This is a genomic window from Variovorax fucosicus (assembly GCF_030316825.1).
GTDB classification, from domain to species: Bacteria; Pseudomonadota; Gammaproteobacteria; order Burkholderiales; family Burkholderiaceae_C; genus Variovorax; species Variovorax fucosicus.
Map to the genome: position 1 here is coordinate 131,950 of NZ_JASZYU010000005.1, position 23,076 is coordinate 155,025.

Below are 23,076 nucleotides of genomic sequence, written 5' to 3' on the forward strand. Positions count from 1 at the left end.
GTCAATCGTTGGAAAGTTCGCTCGCATGCCACGAGCCCAGCGCCAGCTTGCTGAGCCAGGCCATCAGCACGAACAGCGCGACGCCGGTGAGCGAGATGAGCAACAGGGCCGCGAACATGCGCGGGATGTTGAGCTGGAAGCCGGCCTGCAGGATCTGGTAGGCCAGGCCTGCGCCCGAGCCGCCGGTGCCGGCCACGAACTCGGCCACCACCGCCCCGATCAGCGCCAGCCCGCTCGAGATGCGCAGTCCGCCGAAGAAATACGGCAGCGCGCTCGGAATGCGCAGCCGCACCAGCTGCTGCCAGCGCGTGGCGCGGTTCAGCTTGAAGTAGCTCTGCAGATCCGGGTCGATGCTGCGCAGGCCAAGCGTGGTGTTGCTGATGATCGGGAACAGCGCCACCAGCGCCGCGCACACCGTCATCGCCGCGGTCGGGTTCTTGACCCAGATGATGATCAGCGGCGCCACCGCGACGATGGGCGTCACCTGCAGCAGCACGGCATACGGGAACAGTGCCGTCTCGATGCGCTTGCTTTGCACGAACAGGAAGGAGATCAGCACGCCCGCCACCGTTGCAAGCGCAAACGACAGCACAGTGATCTTGAGCGTGACCAGCAGCGCATTGCCCAGCGGCACCCAGTCGGTCACCAGCGTCTGCATCATCAGATAGGGCGACGGCACGAGGTAGGGCGGCAGTTCCATCGCCACCACCATCCATTGCCACAGCGCCACCAGCACCACGCCGATCAGCACCGGATACAGCACGCGTTGCACGCGCGGCTGGTTCAGCAAGGGGCCGGCCTTCATCGCGCGTACGCTCCGTCGGCACTGCTGGCGCGCAGCAGGCTGTCCTGCAGCCGCTTTGCATGGCGGGCGAACTCCGGCGACACCATGAAGTCGGGGCTGCGCGGGTAGGGCTCGTCGATCACGAACTGCTCGACCACGCGGCCCGGCCGCGCCGCCATCATGATCACGCGGTTCGACAGGAACACCGCCTCGTGGATCGAGTGGGTCACGAAGATCACGGTGAGCTTTTTCTTTTGCCACAGGTCGAGCAGGTCGGCGTCGAGCCGGTGCCGCGTGATCTCGTCGAGCGCGCCGAAGGGCTCGTCCATCAGCAGCAGGTCGGGTTGCGTCACGAGGCCGCGCGCGATCGACACGCGCATCTGCATGCCGCCCGAGAGCGCGCGCGGCAGCGCATCGGCGAACTTCTCGAGCCCCACCAGCGCGAGCGATTCCGTCACCCGCGCATCGGCCTCCTTGCGCGGCACGCCTGCGAGGTCGAGCGGCAGCCGCACATTGGCCTGCACGCTGGCCCACGGCATCAACGTGGGAGACTGGAACACGAAGGACAGCTTGTGCGGGCAACTGTGAATCTGCGCCACGGGCCTGCGCCACACCAGCAGGCGGCCGTCGCTCGGCTCGAGCATGCCCGCCACCATCTTCAGCAGCGTGCTCTTGCCGCAGCCCGAGGGGCCGAGCAGCGTGACGAACTCGCCTTCTGCGATCGACAGATCCACCGGCAGCAGCGCCTGTGTGCCGTTGGGATAGGTCTTCTCGGCCGAGAGCACTTCCACCGCGGGCACGGCAGGCGCCGCTGGCGGTGCAAGGGTGTGGGGTTCGATGCGGTTCATGGAGAAGAAAAGCTCAAGGCAGAACCTTGGCGTCCTTCACGAAGTCGGTGGTGTAGGTCTTGGCCAGGGCCACCTTGGCCGGGTCGAGCAGCTTGGCGCCCACGAGGAAGTCGTAGCTCGCCTTGGCGCGCGCGTCGGTCATCACGCCGATGCCCATCGTGGCCGCATCGCCCCCGGTGACCATGCCCATCTCCTTGAGCTTGGACACACTGTAGGCGAGCTGGTCGTCGGTCATGTTGGGGTTGTCCTTCTTGATCAGCGCATTGGCCGGCGCCGGATCCGCCAGGTAGCTCTTCCAGCCTTCGGCCGAGGCCTTGACGAACGCGGCCACCGCCTTGCTGCGATCCTTCACGGTCTTCTCCATGCACGACACCGTGGTCGCGTAGGCCGGGAAACCGTGGTCGCTGAACATCAGCACCGTGCTCTTCACGCCGGCCTTCTGGATGGCATAGGGCTCCGAGGTCAGGTAGCCCTGCTGGGCCGCGTTCTTGTCGGCCACGAAGGGCTGGATGTTGAAGGTGTAGGGCCGGGTCTGCTCGTCGGTGAAGCCGAACTTGGCTTTGAGCCACGGCCAGTAGCCGCGGTTGGCCTGCGCGCCGATCAGGATGGTCTTGCCCTTGAGGTCTTCGAACTTCTTGACGTCGTCGTGCGCGATCAGCACCTGCGGGTCTTTCTGGAAGAAGGCTGCCACGTTGACCACCGGCACGCCGCCTTCGCGCGTCTGCATCATCTGGATGTCGCTCGAACCCATGATGCAGTCGGCCTGGCCGGCCGCCATCATCTGCGTGATGTTGACCTGCGGGCCGCCCATCTTGATGGTCACGTCGAGGCCGTGCTTCTTGTAGATGCCCTGGGCCACCGCCTGGTAGAAGCCGCCGTGCTCGGCCTGCGCGTACCAGTTGGTCATGTAGGTGAAGGGTTCTGTCGCCTGCGCATGCGCGGGCATGGCGAGAGCAGAGACGGCCAGCGCGGCGGCGCCGGCGAGCGATGCGGGACGGAAGGCGAGGTGCTTGCGCATGGTGTGGACCTTTCGGGCAGGAGGAAGGAAGAAAAGCAAGAAGGAACGGACGGGCGGGTCAATGCAAGGAGCGCGCCTCAGAGCGCCGCCACCGCGGCCAGCGGCGGCGAGGACTGGATGAAGCCGCTCTGGTGCCCGAGGCCCCAGGTCGCTTCCTCGCGCACCACCCAGCGCAGCGCATACAGCTCGGTCAGCGCCTGCACCCAGCTGTCGGACAGCGTCTCGAGAATCTCGATGCCCTGTTCGCGCGTGGCGCTGGTGGGGTCGCCGATCACGCCGCTCGGGCCGAAGTCGCGCGCCGACCATGCGCAGGCCGGCCGGCCGTCGGGCGACAGCAGCTTGATCGGAAACGGTGGCGGGTAGTTGGCCGCGGCATGCTCCATGTGCACGGTGTCGGGCGCCAGCGCGAGCATCAGCGCGGTCTCGGAATGGCCGGCATGCATCGACAGGCGCTTTTCCTGATCGCTCACCTGCTTGCTCGATGCATTGGGCAGGCGCGAGACGCCATGCGGCACCACCACGAAGTCGCCATGGCGCAGGCGCAGTTCGCGCGCTGCCATCTCCAGCACCTGCGGCTGGCCGCCGTGGCCGTTGGCGAACAACAGCTTGCGAAAGCCCGAGCGGTAGACCGATTCGCCGATCTCGATCACGGTGGCCAGCAGGGTCGGGCCGGACAGCGTCATCGTGCCGGGAAAGTGCAGGTGCTCTTCCGACTTGCCGTAGGTGATGGTCGGCAGCGCGAAGGCGCGCACCTCGGCGGGCAGCTTGTCGAGCGCACGGCCCATCACGCCCGACGAGATGACGCTGTCGACCGAACAGGGCAGGTGCGGGCCGTGCTGTTCGATGGCGCCGCAGGGCAGCACGATCACCGTGCTCTCGCGGTCGGGCAGCGCGTTGATTTCCGTCCAGCTCAGGTAGGGCAGAAAGCGATGGGGCGGTATGTAGCCGTGCAGCATGGGGTGTTCCTTCAGGTCAGTGAAAAGCTGGCTGGCCGCGCACGCAGACGCCGTCGCGCAGCACCACGCGCGCGGCGGCGCGCGAGGGCCAGCCGTGAATGTCGGCCTCGGTGAAGAGCACCAGGTCGGCGGGCGCGCCGACCAGCGTGGGCAGGCCCGCAGTGCCGCGCTGCAGCCAGTCGCCGCGGCACAGCGTTTCCGACCAGGTGTCGAACGGGTCGTCGAGCTGCGCCGCGAGCGTCGCGGTGGCGAGGGCGTCTACAGGGTCGAAGCTGCCGAGCCGGCAGAACGGATCCTGCACGTTGTCGCTCGCGAACAGCAGCGGAATGCCGCGCGCGCGCGCCTCCTTCACCAGCGTGATGCCGCGCTGGCGCGGCGTGCGGCCGGTAACGGCGTCCTGCAGCAGCAGGTTGGTGGCGGGCAGCGACACCATGGTGATCGGCACCTGCGCCACCGCGTCGAGCGTGTCCAGCGCCTGCGCCTCGGGCTGGGCTGCCAGCGCGCAGGTGTGGCCGCAGACCACGCGCCCTTCGAAGCCGATCTCTTGCAGGATGCGCGCCGTGGTCGCGAGGCCGACCGCCCCGGCGTTCAGTTCTTCATCGACATGCAGGTCGACATCGAGGTCGCAGACCTGCGCGGCGAGCAGCAGGTTGCGCAGCGCCCGCTCGCTCCAGTTGGTCGAGTGCACGAAGCCGCCGAGCAGCGCATACGGCCCGGTCGACGCGACGAGGCGGGCCAGCCGCAGGGCCTGGTCGGCGTCCTCGAACAGGGTGAGCTTGATCAGGGCAACCTGTTCCAGCCGCACGCGGCCGGCCCACTCCTGCGCAAGTTCGGCCATCACCGGCCAGGCCAGCGGCACTGCGTCGGGCTCCCACCAGTCGACATGGGTGCGCAACCAGCGGCTGCCGCTTTCCCAGGCCCACTGCAGGCCACGCCCGGCGCGCTCGCGCACGTCGTCTGTGCTCCAGCCGGCGCGGTCGTGCAGCATCGCGTCGATCGCGCCTAGCAGGCCGGGCTGCACGTTCCTCATGCGCGGCAGCGTGAAGGCCTTGTCGAGGTGTGTGTGCGCATCGACGAAGCCCGGCAGCACCAGTGCGCCGCCGAGGTTCCAGCCGCCTGGCACCGGCGTGTCGGCTGGCGCCACAGATTGAACTCGCCCACCCTGCAGGACGATCCGCGCCAGCATGGGCGCGCCGCCGGAGGTCGGCCAGTCGGACGGCAACAGCCAGCGCGGCAGCCGTGCGTCGTTCAGCAGGTGCGGGGGCTGCTGCATCTCAGTTGCTCCGCCGTGCGTTGTGTTGGCGGTGGCCTGCATTCGGGGCGCGTGCCGAGGGCATCGGGTACCTCCCTCCGCGAATGTCCCCCGGCTTCGCCTCCTCCTTTATTTCGCTGCGGGAGGCACCCGATACCCTCGGCACGGGACACGCTGCGTTGTATTCGTCGATCAACCACCGCTCTGACGGATCAGGCCGATGGTGTGCTCTGCGCAGCGAAATAAAGGAGGAGGCCGCAGGCCGGGGGACATTCGCGGAGCAGAGTACGCCGTCGGCGTGATCCCGCCCAGAGCCATAGCGCCCCGAACGCCCCAAGCCACACAGCCCGCATCGAATCAAAGCGTTCGCTTTCATCCTAGGCAAACCGTGCCATGGCCTGACCGACTCGCGTCATGAAGCGCTTGAGCTGGGGCTCGGTCGCCACGTTCATGTGGTAGTGGGCGTGGTAGTCCACGCGCGCCTTGTGCGCGGTCAACCGCTTCATGTAGCGCGTGACCATCTTGCGCGGCGGGTCGCCCATGTACCAGGCCATCCAGCGCGGCCGCCCGTAGGTGACGACGGCGCTGATGCGCTGGATGTTGGTGAGCATCGGCTTCACCTTGGCCGGGTCGCTGATGTCGAAGGCCACGCCCGGCATCAGCAACCGGTCGAAGTAGCCCTTGAGCATGGCCGGCAGGCCGAAGCACCAGGTCGGAAAGCAGAACACGATGCCCTCGGCCCACTGCAGGCGATCGATGTAGCCCTGCACCGGCGTGCGGTTGGCGGGCACGTCGTGGTAGCCGAGCCGCTCCTCGCGCGACATCACCGGGTTGAAGCCTTCGGCGTACAGGTCGCAGTCGTCCACCTCGTGCCCGCCTGCGCGCAGGTTCTTCAGCACCTCCTGGTGCAGGGCCGCATGGAAGCTGGTTTCGACCGGGTGGCAGTAGACGACGAGCACGCGCATGGTGTGTTTGACCACTTAATCAGAGCAAGTGGTCAGGTTTACGCAAAGTGCGTGCCAGCGCCTGTGCACCGGATCGGGGAATTGCTGCGGCGGCGGGGGGGCGCGTGTCAGGGCACGCTCGTGGTGTTCAGCGCGAAACCGTCAGGCCTGCGGAATACCGGCGCCGGCGAGCACGAACGCCACCAACTCGCGCGCGATCGGCTCGCGGTCAAGCGGCGCGTCGGAGGGCAGGCCCAGCATCACCCGCGTCTGCAGCGCGTAGTCGGCGTAGCTCTGGGTCATGGCCCAGATGTGCATCAGCAGCAGCCGGGCATCGAGCGGGCGCATCTGGCCGCGCGCGATCCAGCCGTTGATGATGTCGACCTTCTTCTGCGTCCAGGCCCGCGCGTTGGGCCAGTAGCGGTCGAGGTTGCGGCCGCCATCGAGCACCTCGCGCGTGAAGATGCGCGAGATCTCGGGGTTGTCGAACGCGTGATCCAGCTTCTTTCGGATGTAGTCGCCGAGCACCAGGCCGGGATCCTTGGCATGGTCTTCGAACGCGAACACCACCTTCCAGTCGTGCAGCACCTGCATCAGCAACTCTTCGTAGAGCTCTTCCTTGCCAGCGATGTAGTAGTGCAACTGGGGCTTGGTCAGCCCGGCCCGCGCCGCGATCGCCTGGGTCGAGGTGCCCTTGAGCCCGTGCAGGCTGAACTCCGTCACCGCCGCATCGCGGATCGCTGCGAGGATGCGCTCGCGCCCCGGCCGCGCGCGCGAGAGCGGGCCGTCGGGCGCAGGCATCTGCTGCGCGCTGATCGCGGGGGTGGAGGCGGTGTCGACGTTCATGGTGCGGTTCAGAGAGAGCGCAGACGATGGTAATCCCTCCCGATTCCGCGGCGGCATGGCCGCATGTGCGCTTGGCATTGAAGGCAGGCGCATCGCGGCACGGTTCCTGTATCTTCCCGGGCGCTCGACACATTTAGAACACATTCACAGGAGCTTTTATGTACCTTTCTCCCCGTTTCCGTGCATTCGCAGCAGGGGCCGCACTGCTGGCCGCCGGTGCGCTGGCGCATGCCCAGTCGCTGCCCAACGTGGTGATTCTTGCCACCGGCGGCACCATCGCCGGCGCTGGCGCTTCGGCGGTCAACAGCGCCACCTACGCGGCCGCCAAGGTCGGCGTCGAGAAGCTGATCGCCGGTCTGCCCGAGCTCTCGAAGGTCGCCAACGTGCGCGGCGAGCAGGTGTTCCAGGTCGCCTCGGAAAGCCTCACCAACGACAACCTCCTCACGTTGGCCAAGCGCGTGTCGGCCCTGGCGAAGCAACCCGACGTCGACGGCATCGTCATCACCCACGGCACCGACACCGTGGAAGAAACCGCCTACTTCCTGACGCTCACGGTTCACACCAACAAGCCGATCGTGATGGTCGCCTCGATGCGTCCGGGCACTGCGCTGTCGGCCGACGGCGCACTCAACCTGTACGACGCGGTCAGCGTGGCCGGCAGCAAGGACGCGATGGGCAAGGGCGTGCTTCTGACCATGAACGACAGCATCGAGAGCGGCCGCGACGTCACCAAGAACTTCAACATCAAGCCCAGTGCATTCGTCAGCCAGTGGGGCTCGCTCGGCATGGTGGTGGAAGGCAAGAACTACTGGTTCCGTGCACCGGTCAAGCGCCACACCATGAATTCCGAGTTCGACATCGACAAGATCACGGCATTGCCGCCGGTCGAAATCGCGATGGGCTACGAAGGCGTGGCCTCCACCGCGATCGATGCGCTCGGCAAGAGCGGCATCAAGGCACTGATCCACGGCGGCCCGGGCAACGGCTCGGTTGCCGACCGCATCGTGCCCAGCCTGCAGAAGGTGCGCGCCGACGGCATCGTGGTGATCCGCTCCTCGCGCGTGCCGGACGGCTTCGTGATCCGCAATGCCGAGCAGCCCGACGACAAGTACGACTGGGTGGTGGCGCACGACCTGCGTCCGCAGAAGGCGCGCATCCTGGCGATGGTGGCGCTCACCAAGACCAACGACACCAAGGAACTCCAGCGGATCTTCTGGGAGTATTGAGTCTGGTCAGCGCCGGCCTTGCCGGTGCCGTGCGAACTCGAGGCCGGCCACGCACACGCCGGCCCATGCAAGGCCCGAGAGCAGGCCGGCGGCCACGTCGCTCGCAAAGTGCACCCGCAGGAATACGCGGCTGCAGGCGATGCCCAACACCAGCGCCACGGCGGCCATCGCCGCTGCCGCATGCCAGCGTGCCGGCAGCATGCGCAGCGCCACGTAGAGCAGCATGCCGCCGGCCACCATGGCCCCCGAGCTGTGGCCGCTCGGGAAACTGAAGCCGGTGGCTTGCGCCAGCCCATGGTCGTGCAGCGGCCGGGTGCGTTCGAACACACCTTTGAGCACCGGGTTCAGCACTGCGTTTCCGCCCAGCGCCAGCAGCCAGCCGATGGCCAGCAGGCGCGCGCGTTTGCGCCACAACCACCCAGCCACGACCACGCCGAGCACGGCCAGCACCGGTGGGTCGCCCAGGTGCGTGAGCAGCGCGAACACGCGCAAGGCGGTCGCAGGCGTGTGCTGCGCGATCGCGTCGGCCAGTGCCTGATCGGCCAGCCCCATGGTGTTGTCGGGGCCGAGCCGGCGGGCGATGGCGGCGAACAGGCTGGCCGCACAGACGATCAGCGCGAAGCCGGCGGCAAACGCCACGGCCAGCCGCACGAGAGTGGGCGGTGGGGCATCCTCGGCCGCGCTGCGGCGGGTGCGGCGCCGGTGCAGCAGCCAACCGGCCAGGCCGGCCAGCGCCACTGCGACGGCCACCGTCGCAAGGAACGCGGGCAGCGCATGTTCGCCCATTTGCTGCGCGAACCCGACCACCGGTGCTGCCTCAGCCGGCATGCGGGATCGTGGCCATGTCGGCCAGCGGCAGCGTGTGCGAGGCCACCTGCTCGAAACGCTCGGCGCCTCGCGCGCAGTCCCAGCGCTCGACCGTGCAATGGCGCGCCGCCGCACCGCTCGCATAGCGGATGAGGTTCACCGAATTCGGCGCGCCGGCGCGCACCCGCGTCGAAACGGCTGTGCCGGCCTGCACGGCCCACAGCGCGCGCGCGCAGTCCGGAAACGTCTCGTGAAGGGGCGACACGAAGGGTAGATGGATGTGCCCTCCCAGCACGAGGTCGGCCCCCGCTGCGGCCCAGCGCGCCGCCGCCGCCGCGCGCCCGTGCAGGCGATTCGATGCGTCCTCGGGCAGCGTCACCGCCAGCGGCTGGTGCACCACCACCACGCGCAGTTGCTGCGGCGTGGCACGCATGAGGCGCGCCGCGACGCGCTCGATCTGCGCGGCCGACACCTCGCCGTCTTCGTGGCGGTACCAGCGCGTGGTGTTGACCGCGATGGCCAGGCACCCGGCCGATTCGAACACCGGCTCCAGTTCGGCGCCGAAGGCTTCGCAGTAGCGTCCGTAGGGGTCAAGCAGCCGCGTGCCGAGGGCGAACAGCGGAATGTCGTGATTGCCCGGCAAGGCCAGCACGGCCGGCGCGCCGAGCGAATCGACAAAGGCGCGCGCCGCGCTGAATTGCGCGCGCGTGGCGCGCTGCGTGATGTCGCCCGAGAGCACCACCAGCTCGGGCGCCTCAGCGTGCGCCAGCCGCGCGAGTGCCTGCACCACCGGCGCCTGTTCGGTGCCGAAGTGCGGGTCGGAAATCTGCAGCAATACCGGGTTCATTGGCGCGCGGCCTCCAGTTCGGGAGCGACGTCCGGGCGCACCAGCCAGAGCGGTTCTGTCGAGACCCTGAAGTGCAGCGGCATCTGCATCCAGCCGATTTCGCCGTCGGTCGCGACCTTCACGCGGCGGCGGTTGCGCATGGGCTGCACCGTCAACGCCTCGAAAGAAAAGCTCTCGACGCTCTCGGCCTCGCCGAGCCGGCCCAGCGCGCCGCGCGCCACGAGCCCGAGCATTGTGAACGCGCTGCGTGGCTTCAGCGCAATGGCCGCCAGTTGCCCCTGCTCCGGCGCGTCCGCTTCGGCCAGGCCGACCTGGTGCATCTGCAAGGCGTTGTTGGCCACGACCAGGGTCTGCGTGCGGATCTCGCGCTGCCGCCCGTGCCACGCCATGTGCAGATGCCAGGGTCGCTCGCCGCGCAGCACGGTGACAAGGGCCGACCACAAGGCCACCCAGCGGTGCCGGCCGTACTGCGCCTTGAAGGCTTCGCGGTCTTCCAGCAGCTTGGCGTAGAGGCCCATGCTCGCATTGACCAGGAACACACGGTCGTTTACAAGGCCGACCTGCACCGCGCAGGGCGCTTCGTTCAGCAACACCTGCAGCGCCTCGGCCGTGTCCGACGGAATGCCATGCGTGCGGCTGAAGTAATTGAAGGTGCCCTGCGGCAGCACACCGAACGCGCAGCCGCTGCCGAGCGTGGCCTGGGCCACGGCGTTGATGGTGCCGTCGCCCCCCGCGGCGACGACCACGCCCCGCAACTCGCGGGCGCGGGCGACCGCCTCGCGTGCCAATGCCTGCAGCCGGCCGGGCGCGTCCACCTGGTAGAGGCGGTACTCGCGGCCCGCGGCCGCGCACCCTGCTTCGATGGCCAGCCGCGCGTCGGAAGCCACGCCGCTGCCCGAGCCGGCGTTCAGCACGATCAGCAACGGAGGGTGGGGGGCCATGGTGAGCGGCGTCATGGGCGGGTGCGTCAAAGGCGCTGTCAAAGCCGCTGTTTATCGCAGCGTCGCCGGCCCCGTTGCGGCGGGCAATGGCGCAACCGCGTGTCGGAGAGTTGCCCCGCTGCCAACCGCTGGGGGCCCTCGGCGCCCCATGCGCACCGGTGTCTCGGCATGATGGGCAGCCTGGCCGTCGGGCCGGTGTGGCCACCCCCGTAAAATCACCCCCTTCGCGGGCGACGCCCGTGCTCCCGCTCCATGCCCGGCCACGCCGGCCAGCCTCATGTTGAACTTTCAGCAAATCATTCTCAAATTGCAGTCGTACTGGGCCGACCAGGGCTGCGCATTGCTTCAACCCTACGACATGGAGGTGGGGGCAGGCACTTCGCACACGGCCACGTTCCTGCGCGCGCTGGGCCCGGAACCGTGGAAGGCCGCCTACGTGCAGCCGAGCCGCCGGCCCAAGGACGGCCGCTACGGCGAGAACCCGAACCGCCTGCAGCACTACTACCAGTACCAGGTGGTGCTGAAGCCGGCACCGTCGAACATCCTCGAGCTGTACCTCGGCAGCCTCGAAGCGCTGGGCTTCGACCTGAAGAAGAACGACATCCGCTTCGTGGAAGACGACTGGGAGAACCCCACGCTCGGCGCCTGGGGCCTGGGCTGGGAGGTCTGGCTCAACGGCATGGAGGTGACGCAGTTCACCTACTTCCAGCAGGTTGGCGGCATCGACTGCAAGCCGATCACCGGCGAGATCACCTACGGGCTGGAACGCCTCGCGATGTACCTGCAGGCGAAGGAAAGCATCTACGAACTGGAATGGGCGCCCGGCGTCACCTATGGCGACGTGTACCACCAGAACGAGGTCGAACAGTCGACCTACAACTTCGAGCATTCCGATGCCGAGTTCCTCTTCACCGCGTTCAACGCACACGAGAAGCAGGCCAAGCACCTGATGGAAGTGCAGCTTGCACTGCCGGCCTACGAGCAGGTGCTCAAGGCCGCACACAGCTTCAACCTGCTGGACGCGCGCGGCGCCATCAGCGTGACCGAACGTGCCGCCTACATCGGCCGCATCCGCAACCTCGCGCGCAGCGTCGCGCAAAGCTACTACGAGAGCCGCGAGCGGCTCGGCTTCCCGATGGCACCGCGTGAGTGGGTGGCCCAGATCCCGCAGAAGAAAGCAGCCTGAGCGATGAGCATGCACAACAACAAGAACCTGTTGGTCGAACTGTTCGTCGAGGAACTGCCGCCAAAGGCACTGAAGAAGCTTGGCGACGCCTTCGCCGGCGTGCTGCGTGACCAACTGGTCGCGCAAGGCCTGGCCGATGCAGCCTCGGTGCTGACCGCTTTCGCTTCGCCGCGCCGCCTCGCTGCGCACCTGACCAATGTCGCGGTGCAGGCCGCCGACAAGGCCGTCTCGCAAAAGCTCATGCCGGTGGCGGTGGGGCTCGATGCGGCGGGCAACGCCACGCCCGCGCTGCTCAAGAAGCTCGGCGCGCTGGGCGCCGACGCCTCGGCCGTTGCCGGCCTCAAGCGTGCGCCCGATGGCAAGGCCGAAGCGCTGTTCTACGAAAGCACCGTCACCGGTGCGACGCTGGCCGAAGGCCTGCAGAAGGCGCTGGCCGAGGCCATCGCGAAACTGCCGATCCCCAAGGTCATGAGCTACCAGCTCGAGACCAATTGCGAGTTGCCGGGCTGGAGCAGCGTGAGCTTCGTGCGACCGGCGCATGGCCTGGTCGCGCTGCATGGCAGCGACGTGATCGCGGTCGAAGCGCTCGGCCTCAAGTCGGGCCGCGACACACACGGCCACCGCTTCGAAGCCAAGCTCGATCCGGTGGTGCTGCGCGACGCCGACAGCTATGCGCAGCAACTCGCCGACGAAGGCGCGGTGATCGCCGGCTTCGGTATGCGCCGCAGCGAGATCGCGCGCCAGCTGGCCGCGGCCGCCGCGAAGGTCGGCGGTGGTGCCAGGCCGATCGAGGACGATGCGCTGCTCGACGAGGTGACGGCGCTGGTCGAACGCCCGAACGTGCTGACCTGCGCCTTCGAATCCGAGTTCCTGGCGGTGCCACAGGAATGCCTGATCCTCACGATGAAGGCCAACCAGAAGTACTTTCCGCTGGTCGACGCGCAGGACAAGCTCACCAACCGGTTCTTGGTGGTGAGCAACATCACCCCCGACGATGCGAGCGCGGTGATCGAAGGCAACGAGCGCGTGGTGCGCCCGCGCCTGGCCGATGCCAAGTTCTTCTTCGACCAGGATCGCAAGAAGTCGCTGGCTTCGCGCGTCGAGTCGCTCGGCAAGGTGGTCTATCACAACAAGCTCGGCACGCAGGGCGAGCGCGTGACGCGCGTGATGGACATCGCGCGCGCCATCGCCGAGAAGCTCGGCGACGCGAAGCTCGCGGCGCAGGCCACCCAGGCCGCGCAACTGGCCAAGGCCGATCTGGTGACCGACATGGTCGGCGAGTTCCCCGAGCTGCAGGGCACGATGGGCCGCTACTACGCGCTGCACGACGGCCTCGACGCGGCGGTGGCCGACGCCATCGAAGACCACTACAAACCCCGCTTCGCCGGCGACACGCTGCCGCGCGGCGAGGTCGGCGTCGTGGTGGCGCTGGCCGACAAGCTCGAGACGCTGGTCGGCATGTTCGGCATCGGCAACCTGCCGACCGGCGACCGCGACCCGTTCGCGCTGCGGCGCCATGCGCTCGGCGTGGTGCGCATGCTGGTGGAGCGCGCGCTGCCGCTCCATTACTACGAACTAACCCGGCTGGCGTTCGAGGCCTTCGGGCCGTTGCTGGCCAAGGATCCGTCGGTCGAGCTCGACGAGTTCCTGGTCGAGCGGCTCAAGGGTTATCTGAAGGACACCGGCCACTCGGTGTCGGAAGTCGATGCGGCGGTCTACGCCCGCAAGCTCACCGAATGGTCGAGCCTGCCGAAGCGGCTGACTGCCGTGCGCGCCTTCGCCGCATTGCCCGAGGCGCCCGCGCTCGCCGCGGCCAACAAGCGCATCGGCAACATCCTCAAGAAGTCGCCCGAAGCAGCCGACGCCCACGTGAGCGAGGTGCTGCTGCAGGAGCCGGCCGAAAAGGCGCTGTTCGCGGCGATGCAGCAGGTCGTGCCCGCTGCCGACGCCCGGTTCGATGCGGGCGACTACACCGCCTCGCTGCAAAGCCTGGCCGCGCTGCGCGCACCGGTCGACGCGTTCTTCGACGGCGTGATGGTCAATGCCGAGCAGCTCGACCTGCGCTTGAACCGTCTGGGCCTGCTCAAATCCCTGCACGAAGCCATGAACCGCGTGGCCCAGCTGGAGCGGCTCGCAACCTGAGGTCTTCACCACCATGAAACTCGTCATCCTCGACCGCAACGGCACCGTCAACGTGCACCGCGAAGACTTCGTCAAGAGCGATGTCGAATGGACGCCACTGCCCGGCGCGCTCGAGGCCATCGCGCGGCTCAACCACGCCGGCTGGCATGTGGTGGTTGCATCGAACCAGTCGGGGCTCGGCCGCGGCCTGTTCGACGTGGCCTCGCTCAACGCGATGCACGCCAAGATGCACAAGATGCTGGCCGCGGTGGGTGGGCGCGTCGATGCGGTGTTCTATTGCCCGCACAGCCCCGACGAGGACTGCGAATGCCGCAAGCCGCGCCCGGGCCTGTTCCACCAGATCGGGGAGCGCTACGGCATCGACCTGGCCGGCGTGCCCACTGCGGGCGACAGCCTGCGCGATACGCTGGCAAGCGCCGCCGCCGGCTGCGAGCCGCACCTGTTGCTGACCGGCATGGGCGAGGCCTGCCGCAACGTCGATCCGCTGCCCCCGGAATATCCGCCCGGCACGCGCGTGCACGAGAACCTTGCCGCCTTTGTCGACTTCGTGCTCGCGCGCGAGGAGCGGCTGGCGCTGGAAGCCAAAGAAGAAGCTTGAACCCATGGCCCTGATCCGCTCCGTCATCCATGCACTGTGGATGCTCGTCACCGTGATTCCCTGGGGAATCATCATGGTCGTCAGCTCGCTCTGGAAGCGCGGCATTCCGCTCTACTGGATGGCCGAGCGCTGGCTGAGCTGGGCCATCGGCGGGGCGCGGCTGATCCTGGGCATCCAGACGCGCGTCACCGGCATGGAGAACCTGCCGACCGAGAAGAAGGCCGGCGCGATCCTGCTGGTCAAGCACCAGTCGACCTACGAAACCTTCCTGATGCCAACGCTGATGCCGCATCCGCTGGCCTACGTGTTCAAGCGGGAGCTGATCTACGTGCCGTTCTTCGGCTGGGCGATGGCGCGGCTCGACATGATCCACATCGACCGCAGCCAGAAGGCGCAGGCGTTCAACAAGGTGGTGGCCCAGGGCAAGCTGCTGCTGGCGCAAGGCATCTGGATCATCATGTTTCCCGAAGGCACGCGCATCCCGCGCGGCCAGAAGGGCACCTACAAGTCGGGCGGCACGCGGCTTGCCTGCGAAACCGGCGCGCCGGTGATCCCGATCGCCGTCACGTCCGCCAAGGTCTGGCCGCGCAAGGCATTCATCAAGCGGCCCGGCATCGTCGACGTGTCGATCGGCCCGGCGATTCCGAGCATCGGGCGCAAGCCGGACGAATTGATGCGCGAGGTCGAAGCCTGGATCGAAGCCGAGATGCGGCGGCTCGATCCCGAGGCGTACGCGTAGAGAGCACGACCATGCGCGGCCTGCTGCAATTCACGCTCGACCTGTTCGACGGGTTGTCGGCAGATGCACCCGAGACGCCCGTTCCGTCCAGCGAGAAGTTCAAGCCGGATCGACCTTCAGCGCCCGTTCTGCCGGCAGACCCGGCGCTGTCGCTGACCGACGCGTTGACTCCCGCACGTTTCGCCCATCCGCGCGCGAGTCGCGAGGTGCAGTTGGGCAACGCCCGCGTCGCCTACGAGTTCACACGCGGGCAGCGCCGCACCATCGGCTTCGTGGTGGGCGCCGAAGGGCTGTCGGTGCGGGCGCCGCGCTGGGTGGCGCTGCGCGACGTCGATGCGGCGCTGCAGGAAAAGTCGGGCTGGATCCTGCGCAAGCTGGCCGAGGCGGACCAGCGCCACGCCAGGCTCGAAGCCACGCGCATCGAGTGGCGGGACGGCGTGAGCTTTCCGTTTCTGGGCGAGCCCGTGGTGGTGCGGCTTGACCCGAAGCATGGCTTCAAGGGCGTTGGCGCGGTGCTCGAGACAACCGACCCGGACGCGCCACGCGTATTGCGCATGGCGCTCGCGAACAACGCCACGCCGGCCCAGATCCGCGACGCCGCACAGGCGTGGCTCACGCGGCAGGCACGGCGCATCTTCATCGAGCGGCTCGACCATTTCGCGCCGCAGCTCGGCGTGCGCTGGAACAAGCTGTCGCTGTCGAACGCCTCCACGCGCTGGGGCAGTGCAAGTGCCGACGGTGCGATCCGCCTGCACTGGCGGCTGATCCACTTTCGCATGCCGGTGATCGACTACGTGGTGGCGCACGAACTGAGCCACCTGCGCGTGATGGACCACAGCGCGCGTTTCTGGGAAACGGTGGAGAGCGTGGTGCCGGACTACGGCACCCTGCGCAAGCAACTCAAGGACGAATCGATACCGCGCTGGAGCTGAGGTTCAGCGCGCGTAGGTGACGCCGCCGTCGACGATCAAGGTCGAGCCCATCACGTAGTCGCCGGCGCGCGAGGCCAGGTAGATCGCGGCACCGGCCATGTCTTCGGGGGTGCCGATGCGGCCCGCGGGAATGCGGCCCTTCACTTCGTCGCCGTGGTCGCGCGCGTCCTTGTTCATGTCGGAGGCAAACGCGCCGGGTGCGATCGCGCTGACCACGATGCGCTCCTGCGCCAGCCGCAGCGCCATGCGGCGCGTGAGGTGGATCAGGCCGGCCTTGCTGGCCGCGTACGAGTAGGTTTCCTGCGGGTTGACCGACACGCCGTCGATCGACGCGATGTTGATCACCTTGGCCAGGTGGTCGGTGGCGGCGGCCTTGAGCATCGGCGTGAGCGCCTGGGTCAGGAAGAAGGGGGTTTTCAGGTTCAGGTCGACCACCTTGTCCCAGCCGCTTTCCGGAAACTCGTGGTACGGCGCACCCCAGGCGGCCCCGGCGTTGTTGACGAGGATGTCGAGCGTCTTCTCGTGCTTGCCGTAGGCGGCGACCAGCGCCTGCGCGCCTTCCAGCGTCGACACGTCGGCCGGCAGCGAGACGCAGTGGCCGAAGGCCGAAAGCTCCTTGGCGGTCTGGTCGCAGGCGGCGGCCTTGCGCGCCGAAATGTAGACGCGTGCGCCCTGCGCCAGATAGCCCTCGGCAATCATGCGGCCGATGCCGCGCGAGCCGCCGGTGATGAGTGCCGTGCGGCCCTCGAGCGAGAAGAGTCGGGTGGTGTCCATGTGCGGGTGTCTCCTGGAATATCGGCGCAGCTTAGTGCGCTGCGGCACCGGGCGCCGTCACCAAGGCGCCAGCCGCGACCATCAGCCAGCCTTATGGAAGTGGCCGCAGAAGCGATGACATGGCGGTGGGGTGCGCTCCTAGCATCGACTTGCCCTGTTCTTCTTCCCATCCGCCTCTTCATGAAAGTCCACGCCATGCGCATTCCGTTCGCCCTCGTCGCGGTGCTTGTCGCCGCCTGTTCCGTTCCCGTCGCCGCCCAGACCGCCACCGGCACGCTCGACAAGGTCAAGGCCGGCGGCAGCATCGGCGTCGGCTACCGCGACGCGTCGCTGCCGTTTTCCTACCTCGGCAGCAACGGGCAGCCGACCGGCTTCGGCTGGGAGATCTGCGGCCTCATCGTCGACGAGGTTCGCCGGGCCACCGGCCTCGCCACCCTGGCGGTCAAGACCCAGGCGGTGACCTCGCAGAACCGCATCCCGCTGCTGCAGAACGGCACCATCGACATCGAATGCGGCTCGACCACCAACAATGCCGAGCGTGCCAAGCAGGTGGCCTTTGCCACCAACTACTTCTACACCGGCACACGCTTCCTCGTGAAGGCCGGCTCGCCGGTCAAGTCGCTGGCCGATCTCAAGGGGCGCAAGGTGGTGTCGACCACCGGCACCACCAACATGCTGGTGATGCGCAAGATCAGTCGCGAGCAGAACCTCGACATCGACCTGTTCGGCGCCAAGGACCATGCCGAATCGGCCCTCGTGGTGCAGAGCGACCGCGCCGATGCGTTTGCCATGGACGACATCCTGCTCTACGGCATCCGCGCCAATGCGGCAAACCCGGCCGAGCTTGCGGTGGTGGGCGAGGCATTGCAGGTCGAGCCCTACTCGATCATGCTGCGGCGCGACGACCCGGTCTTCAAGAAGCTGGTGGACGACACCCTGGCCGCGCTCATCCGGACCGGCGAATTCGAACGGCTCTACAAGAAGTGGTTCCAGTCGCCGATCCCGCCCAAGGGCATCAACCTCAACGCGCCGATGAGCAAGGAGCTGCTCGCCAATCTCAAGGCGCTGTCCGACAAGCCGGCTGAGTGAGCGCCATGGACATGGCAAAGACCGGCGGCGCCGCACCCGGCCTGCTGGGCGTTCTCGGCGGCATGGGGCCGCTGGCCACGCTCGATTTCATGCACAAGCTGCTGGCGGCCACGCCGGCCGCAAGCGACCAGGAGCACGTGCCGGTGCTCGTGAGTTCGATCCCGCAGGTGCCCGATCGCACCGCGGCGTTTCGCGGCGAAGGTGCGTCGCCGCTGCCCGCGATGATCGAGAGCGGCCGTCGCCTGGTCGATGCCGGTGCCGGGTTGATCGTGATGCCGTGCAACACCGCGCACCTCTGGTTCGAGCCGTTGCAGCAGGCGCTCGGGCTGCCGATGCTGCATCTGGTCGACGCGGCCATCGAGCAGGCCATCGCGCGCACCGGCGCCGGCGCGCCGCTGGGGCTGCTCGCCACCGACGCCACCATCGCTTCGGGCCTTTACCTGAACCGGGCGCCGGCCGGCGCGGGCCTGCACTGGCTGCTGCCAACGGCGCGCGAAATGATCGAGCAGGTGATGCCCGGTATCGAAGCCGTCAAGGCCGGCGACCGGGTGCGCGGCGCGGCGCTGCTCGGAGCCGCCGCCGCCGCGCTGGCCACGCGCGGTGCCCGGGCATTGGTGCTGGGCTGCACCGAGATCCCCCTGGTGCTGGACGACGGCTGCTCGCCGGTGCCGACGATCGACGCGACCGCGGCGCTGGCGCAGCGCTGCGTGGCCTGGTCACGCGGGCAACGGGCTGCCGGCGTGCTGGCGACTTAAGCGCCGACCGCCGCGCGAAAGGCCTTGATGAAATCGGCCACCGGCTTCGGCGACCGCACGCCTTGTGGCAGCAGCGCACGCACCTCGACCGGCACCTCCGGCAGCACCGTGCGCACGTGCAGCGTGTCGCTGCGGCTGGCCTGGGCGGTGAACGAATCGATGATGGCAGGGCCGAAACCCTGTTCCGCGAGCACCATCGCGATGTGATGCGTCTGCACCGTGATGTCGGCGCGCGGCGCGTTGCCGGAGCGTGAAAACTGTTCGGCCAGCATGGCGCCGATCGGGTCGCGTTCGTCGATGCGGGTGAACGGCTCCTTCAGCACATCCTCGAGCGCCACCGTGCTGCGCCGGTCGGCGCCCGGCGTGCCCACGCGCGAGACGCAGACCAGCCGGCCGGTGGCGACCGGTTCCTCGTGCACCGCCGGGTGCCGCACGCTGCCGTAGACGATGCCCACATCGCCCTCCTGCAGCGCGATGGCCTGCGCAATCTCGCGCGAGTGCAGCACCCGGATCGCGACCGGCATCGCCGGATGGCGGGCCCGGAACGCCTGCAGCGCATCGGGCAGCGCGCGCACCGCGAGCGAGGGCACCACCAGCACGCGCAGTTGCGCTTCGCCGTCGCTGCGCAGCGCATGGGCGATGCGGCGCACCGATTCGAGCTGCGACACCAGGTGCTGCACCTCCGGATAGAGCGCCTGCGCCTCGCGCGTCGGCACCAGCCGCCGGCGCTGCCGCGTGAACAGCGCGTAGCCGAGCTGCAGTTCGGCATGCTGGAGCGTCTGCGTGACGGCCGGCTGCGTGACATGCAACAGCCGCGCCGCGGCGCTCACGGTGCCGGTCAGCATGATGGCGTTGAAGACCTCGATGTGCTTGAGCCGCATGCGCCGGATGATGCATGAATGCACAGCACGGCGGTGCGGCATCGTTCTTGCCTGTAGCATGGCTGCCGAGCCCGATCTTCCCGTCCACCGAGTCAGCGTCATGTCCAAAGCGTTTTCCGCGGAATCCGGCGCCGGCCGTTACGGCCCTGTCGCGATGGCCCTGCACTGGCTGCTGGCGCTGATGATCGTGGGCTCGTTCAGCGTGGGGCTCTACATGGTCGATCTCCCGTTCTCGCCGCAGCGCATCCGGCTGTTCAACTGGCACAAATGGGCCGGCGTTACGATCCTCGCGCTTTCGGCGGTGCGGCTGTTGTGGCGGCTCACGCACCGCCCACCCCCGCTGCCCGATGCGATCGAGTGCGCGATGCCGCGCTGGCAGCGCTTCGTCCACCACCGCACGCTCGGGCTGCTCTACGTGCTGTTCTTCGCGGTGCCGCTGTTCGGCTGGGCCTATAGTTCGGCGCTGGGTTTCCCGATCGTCTGGTTCGGCGTGCTGCCGCTGCCGGATTTCGTGCCCGTCGACAAGGCGCTGGCCGAAGCCGTTCTGCTGCCGCTGCACCGCGGCAGCGCCTTTCTGCTCGCCACCCTCGTCATCGTGCACACGGCCGGCGCGTTGAAACATCATTTCGTCGACCGCGACGACCTGCTCAACCGCATGTGGCCGGCAAGGCGCACCAGGAACACCTCATGATTTCAAACCGCTACGCCAGCCTGGTTCTTGCCGTTGCCAGCTGGCTGGCCGGCGCCAGCGCGGCGACCGCCGAGACGGCCACGCAACTGGTGGCCGACAAGAGCCAGATCGTCTTCGTCAGCAAGCAGATGGGTGTGCCGGTCGAGGGTGCATTCGGCAAGTTCGCGGCACGGGTTGCATTCGATCCGAAAAAGCCCGAAGGCGGCAGCGTGGCGTTGTCGGTCGACATGGCCAGCGCTTCGCTCGGCGTGCCGCAGACCGACGCCGAACTGCCCAAGCCCGACTGGTTCGATGCCCTGAAGTTTCCGCAGGCGAACTTCAAGTCGAGTTCGATCAAGGGGCTGGGCGGTGGGCGCTTCGAGATCGCGGGCAAGCTCACGATCAAGGGGCAGGCACAGGAACTTGTGGTGCCCGTGACGATCACTCAAGCCTACGGCCAGTCGGTCGCGAGTGGAAGCTTTACCATCCAGCGCCTGGCGTTCAAGGTCGGCGACGGCGAATGGACAGACACCTCGATGGTGGCCAACGACGTCCAGGTGCGCTTCAAGCTCACGCTGTCCGGACTCGGCCCGCTTTAAACCGCCGCCTCACCACATCGCAAAGACGTCAATGACCCACAAGCTCATCACCATGGCAGCGGCGCTTGCGCTGGCCGCAGCGGCCCAGGCCCAGGCCCCGCTCGGGCCCGACTTCACCGCGCCGGCAGTCGCCATGCAGCCCTCGGGCGGCCCGGCCAAGGGTGCGAGCTATGTGGTCGACCCGACCCACACCTTCGTCAACTACGAAATGGGCCACTACGGCACCACCACCAACCGCGGCCGCTTCAGCACCACCGAGGGCATGGTGCAGATCGACCCGGCCGGCGCCAACGGCAAGATCGACATCACGATGGACATGACCTCCATCAACACCGGCGTCGACCTGCTGAACCGGCACGTGCAGAGCAAGGACTTCTTCAACGTGGCGGCATTCCCGACCGCGCGGTTCCAGGCCGACAAGATCGCCTTCGCCGGCGACAAGGTCGCCGAGGTCGGCGGCACGCTCACGCTGATGGGGCAGACCAAGCCGATCCTGCTCAAGGCCAGCCGGTTCAACTGCTACCTGAACCCGCTGATCAAGCGCCAGGTGTGCGGCGGCGACTTCGAAACCACGGTCGAGCGCAGCCAGTGGGGGATTCTGTGGGGCCTCAACTTCGGCTTCGAAGACAAGGTGAAGCTGCTGGTTCAGGTCGAGGCGATCAACCTCAAGCCCTGATCACAGAAAGCTCTCGGGCGTCAGCGGCGCCAGGATCTCCAGCACCGTGCGGCTCCAGAAGTCAGAGTCGGGCTCCACGCTCAGCACTTCCTGCGCGCCGGCCGGGCCGCTGACCCACTCGATGTTCTGCGTGCCCTCGGCAAAGCGCAGCCGGTAGGCGCCTTGCTGCTTGAGCACCTCGACCAGTTTCAGCGCCTGTTGCGCCATCTCGGAGCTCTGGATGAACAGGCCGATCTCGGTGTTGAGCATGTCGGAGCGCGGGTCGAAGTTCATCGAGCCGATGAACAGGATGCGCCGGTCGATTACGGCCGACTTGGCATGCAGCCGGCCGATCGAGGAGCCGAACAGGCCGAGCCGCACGCTGGCGCGCGTTCGCACCGAACTCAGCTCGTACAGGTCGATGCCGAGCCTCAGCATGTCGGGCCGGTAGCGCCGGTAGGCGGTGTGCACCAGCGGCTCGTCGGTGGCGGCAAGCGAGTTGGTGACAACGCTCATCTTGACGCCGCGGCCGTGCACCTCCTGCATCACCTCGAGGCCGCCCTTGCCGGGGATCAGATACGGCGAGGTGATGCTGACCTCGCTGCGTGCGCGGCGGATCTGCTCCAGCACGTTGTAGCGGACGCTGTCCACATCGAGCAGCGGCACGCCGCCGTACGACACGGTCTTGCCGACCACGCGGTCGGGCGAATCGGCATAGGCCTCGGCACGGCTCCAGATCAGGCCGAGCCGGCCCGTGTTGAGTTCTTCGACGATCGGCCCGTAGCCGAGCAGGTCGTTGGGCGCCGGCCGGGGCGGCGGGGGGGTGCTGTCGGGGCCGGTCATCCGTTCGAAGCCGGCTTGCAGTTCTTCGCGCGTCGCGTCGCTCTTCACGATTGCATGCAGCGGCAGCACGTACTCGCTGTTCCAGTACTGGTCGAACAGGTTGCCCAGCCGCGGCAGCAATGCACCGGTCACGAAGGTGTCGAGGTCGAGGAAGTTCGGGCCCGCCGTGCGCGTGAAGTACTGGTTGCCGATGTTGCGGCCCCCGGCCACGGCCATCGCGCCGTCGGCGATGAACAGCTTGTTGTGCATGCGCCGCTGCACCCGGTCGAAGTGCAGGAGCGACGCCGCGAAACGCATGCGCAGGCTGCCGCGCCCGGCCGGAAACGGGTTGAACAGCCGCAGCTCGAGGTTGGGCGTGGCGGCCAGGCCGAGCAGCAACGCATCCTCGCCCGAGGTGTAGAGGTCGTCCATCAGCAGCCGCACGCGCACGCCGCGTTGCGCCGCATCGCGCAGCGTGCGCAGGAAGTAGCGGCCGGTCTCGTCGTTTTCGATGTGGTAGTACTGAACGTCGAGCGTGCGCTCCGCGCGGCGCGCGAGTTCGAGCCGCGTATTGAGTGCGAAATCTCCGCCCGGCATCAGCCGGAAGCCGCTCAGGTCGGGATCGGGCGATGCCGCCTGGGCAATGCGGCCGAGCGTGGTGTCGGCCGAGGCCCGCAGGGCCTTCGAGGGTGGGCCGGTCAGGCCGTCGGGCAGGGTGGCGCACCCGGTGGCGATCAACGCCACGAGCCAGAGCATCGTCGGTAG

Annotated in this window: 24 protein-coding genes; 11 read left to right on the forward strand and 13 right to left on the reverse strand. The window is 67.9% G+C overall.

Features of this window, described 5'->3' with window-relative positions:
- Position 1: 1 nt before the first annotated feature.
- The 7 genes from QTI05_RS25685 to QTI05_RS25715 all read right to left on the reverse strand — a co-directional run bounded on the left by QTI05_RS25685 (position 2) and on the right by QTI05_RS25715 (position 6,648).
- A complete protein-coding gene (locus QTI05_RS25685) occupies positions 2 to 805 on the reverse strand; it encodes an ABC transporter permease (protein WP_286539604.1) in 804 nt (267 codons plus the stop codon).
- A complete protein-coding gene (locus QTI05_RS25690) occupies positions 802 to 1,632 on the reverse strand; it encodes an ABC transporter ATP-binding protein (protein WP_286621256.1) in 831 nt (276 codons plus the stop codon). Before QTI05_RS25690 ends, QTI05_RS25685 begins: the two co-directional genes overlap by 4 nt.
- 13 nt (positions 1,633 to 1,645) lie before the next feature.
- Positions 1,646 to 2,650 carry an ABC transporter substrate-binding protein gene (locus QTI05_RS25695; RefSeq protein WP_286621258.1) on the reverse strand — a complete coding sequence of 335 codons (1,005 nt, stop codon included), beginning with the start codon at positions 2,648 to 2,650 and terminating at the stop codon, positions 1,646 to 1,648.
- Between the two features lie 77 nt (positions 2,651 to 2,727).
- Positions 2,728 to 3,606, reverse strand: a complete 879-nt coding sequence (locus tag QTI05_RS25700) for a creatininase family protein (protein WP_286621260.1) — start codon at positions 3,604 to 3,606, stop codon at positions 2,728 to 2,730.
- Between the two features lie 16 nt (positions 3,607 to 3,622).
- Entirely contained in the window at positions 3,623 to 4,879 is a 1,257-nt protein-coding gene (locus QTI05_RS25705; protein WP_286621262.1) for an amidohydrolase family protein, read from the reverse strand.
- Between the two features lie 356 nt (positions 4,880 to 5,235).
- Positions 5,236 to 5,823 carry an NAD(P)H-dependent oxidoreductase gene (locus tag QTI05_RS25710; protein WP_286539597.1) on the reverse strand — a complete coding sequence of 196 codons (588 nt, stop codon included), beginning with the start codon at positions 5,821 to 5,823 and terminating at the stop codon, positions 5,236 to 5,238.
- Positions 5,824 to 5,964: 141 nt separating this feature from the next.
- Positions 5,965 to 6,648 carry a TetR family transcriptional regulator C-terminal domain-containing protein gene (locus QTI05_RS25715; protein ID WP_286621264.1) on the reverse strand — a complete coding sequence of 228 codons (684 nt, stop codon included), beginning with the start codon at positions 6,646 to 6,648 and terminating at the stop codon, positions 5,965 to 5,967.
- Between the two features lie 158 nt (positions 6,649 to 6,806).
- Here QTI05_RS25715 and QTI05_RS25720 point away from each other — a divergent pair, with 158 nt between their 5' ends.
- A complete protein-coding gene (locus tag QTI05_RS25720) occupies positions 6,807 to 7,874 on the forward strand; it encodes an asparaginase (RefSeq protein WP_286621265.1) in 1,068 nt (355 codons plus the stop codon).
- A gap of 6 nt (positions 7,875 to 7,880) precedes the next feature.
- On the opposite strand, the gene QTI05_RS25725 is transcribed toward QTI05_RS25720, so the two are convergent.
- The 3 genes from QTI05_RS25725 to QTI05_RS25735 are packed head-to-tail and all read right to left on the reverse strand — an operon-like array spanning position 7,881 to position 10,484.
- The gene (locus QTI05_RS25725) at positions 7,881 to 8,702 is read right to left on the reverse strand and encodes a phosphatase PAP2 family protein (RefSeq protein ID WP_286621267.1); all 822 of its coding nucleotides are present in this window, start codon (positions 8,700 to 8,702) and stop codon (positions 7,881 to 7,883) included.
- Complete coding sequence (locus QTI05_RS25730; protein WP_286621269.1) at positions 8,692 to 9,528, reverse strand: metallophosphoesterase family protein; 837 nt, start codon at positions 9,526 to 9,528, stop codon at positions 8,692 to 8,694. Before QTI05_RS25730 ends, QTI05_RS25725 begins: the two co-directional genes overlap by 11 nt.
- Entirely contained in the window at positions 9,525 to 10,484 is a 960-nt protein-coding gene (locus tag QTI05_RS25735; protein WP_286621270.1) for a diacylglycerol/lipid kinase family protein, read from the reverse strand. The genes QTI05_RS25730 and QTI05_RS25735 overlap by 4 nt, the downstream gene beginning before the upstream one ends.
- 262 nt (positions 10,485 to 10,746) lie before the next feature.
- Here QTI05_RS25735 and glyQ point away from each other — a divergent pair, with 262 nt between their 5' ends.
- The 5 genes from glyQ to QTI05_RS25760 are packed head-to-tail and all read left to right on the forward strand — an operon-like array spanning position 10,747 to position 16,066.
- Positions 10,747 to 11,655, forward strand: coding sequence for a glycine--tRNA ligase subunit alpha (glyQ, locus tag QTI05_RS25740; RefSeq protein ID WP_286539588.1), 909 nt, complete (start codon positions 10,747 to 10,749; stop codon positions 11,653 to 11,655).
- Positions 11,656 to 11,664: 9 nt separating this feature from the next.
- A complete protein-coding gene (gene glyS, locus QTI05_RS25745; RefSeq protein WP_286622382.1) occupies positions 11,665 to 13,797 on the forward strand; it encodes a glycine--tRNA ligase subunit beta in 2,133 nt (710 codons plus the stop codon).
- Between the two features lie 13 nt (positions 13,798 to 13,810).
- A complete protein-coding gene (gene gmhB, locus QTI05_RS25750; protein WP_286539586.1) occupies positions 13,811 to 14,395 on the forward strand; it encodes a D-glycero-beta-D-manno-heptose 1,7-bisphosphate 7-phosphatase in 585 nt (194 codons plus the stop codon).
- A gap of 4 nt (positions 14,396 to 14,399) precedes the next feature.
- On the forward strand, positions 14,400 to 15,134 hold the full coding sequence (locus QTI05_RS25755) for a lysophospholipid acyltransferase family protein (protein WP_286539585.1): 735 nt from the start codon (positions 14,400 to 14,402) through the stop codon (positions 15,132 to 15,134).
- An 11-nt stretch (positions 15,135 to 15,145) separates the two neighbouring features.
- The gene (locus QTI05_RS25760) at positions 15,146 to 16,066 is read left to right on the forward strand and encodes a M48 family metallopeptidase (RefSeq protein ID WP_286621272.1); all 921 of its coding nucleotides are present in this window, start codon (positions 15,146 to 15,148) and stop codon (positions 16,064 to 16,066) included.
- A 3-nt stretch (positions 16,067 to 16,069) separates the two neighbouring features.
- Here QTI05_RS25760 and QTI05_RS25765 read toward each other — a convergent pair whose 3' ends face one another.
- On the reverse strand, positions 16,070 to 16,840 hold the full coding sequence (locus QTI05_RS25765) for an SDR family oxidoreductase (protein ID WP_286621274.1): 771 nt from the start codon (positions 16,838 to 16,840) through the stop codon (positions 16,070 to 16,072).
- A gap of 180 nt (positions 16,841 to 17,020) precedes the next feature.
- Here QTI05_RS25765 and QTI05_RS25770 point away from each other — a divergent pair, with 180 nt between their 5' ends.
- A complete protein-coding gene (locus QTI05_RS25770; RefSeq protein ID WP_353505972.1) occupies positions 17,021 to 17,929 on the forward strand; it encodes an amino acid ABC transporter substrate-binding protein in 909 nt (302 codons plus the stop codon).
- A 5-nt stretch (positions 17,930 to 17,934) separates the two neighbouring features.
- Entirely contained in the window at positions 17,935 to 18,684 is a 750-nt protein-coding gene (gene cuyB, locus QTI05_RS25775; RefSeq protein WP_286621275.1) for a cysteate racemase, read from the forward strand.
- Here the strand turns inward: cuyB and QTI05_RS25780 are convergent.
- Positions 18,681 to 19,607, reverse strand: coding sequence for a LysR family transcriptional regulator (locus QTI05_RS25780; protein ID WP_286621277.1), 927 nt, complete (start codon positions 19,605 to 19,607; stop codon positions 18,681 to 18,683). The two genes, cuyB and QTI05_RS25780, sit on opposite strands and share 4 nt — an antisense overlap.
- Positions 19,608 to 19,665: 58 nt before the next feature.
- On the opposite strand from QTI05_RS25780, the gene QTI05_RS25785 reads away from it, so the two are divergent.
- From QTI05_RS25785 to QTI05_RS25795, 3 genes are read left to right on the forward strand one after another with little or no spacing between them, the layout of a single operon-like run.
- Positions 19,666 to 20,256 carry a cytochrome b gene (locus QTI05_RS25785; RefSeq protein WP_286622384.1) on the forward strand — a complete coding sequence of 197 codons (591 nt, stop codon included), beginning with the start codon at positions 19,666 to 19,668 and terminating at the stop codon, positions 20,254 to 20,256.
- On the forward strand, positions 20,253 to 20,834 hold the full coding sequence (locus QTI05_RS25790; RefSeq protein WP_286621279.1) for a YceI family protein: 582 nt from the start codon (positions 20,253 to 20,255) through the stop codon (positions 20,832 to 20,834). Before QTI05_RS25785 ends, QTI05_RS25790 begins: the two co-directional genes overlap by 4 nt.
- Positions 20,835 to 20,865: 31 nt before the next feature.
- On the forward strand, positions 20,866 to 21,510 hold the full coding sequence (locus QTI05_RS25795; protein ID WP_286621281.1) for a YceI family protein: 645 nt from the start codon (positions 20,866 to 20,868) through the stop codon (positions 21,508 to 21,510).
- Here QTI05_RS25795 and QTI05_RS25800 read toward each other — a convergent pair whose 3' ends face one another.
- Entirely contained in the window at positions 21,511 to 23,067 is a 1,557-nt protein-coding gene (locus QTI05_RS25800; RefSeq protein ID WP_286622385.1) for a phospholipase D family protein, read from the reverse strand.
- Positions 23,068 to 23,076 lie beyond the last annotated feature (9 nt).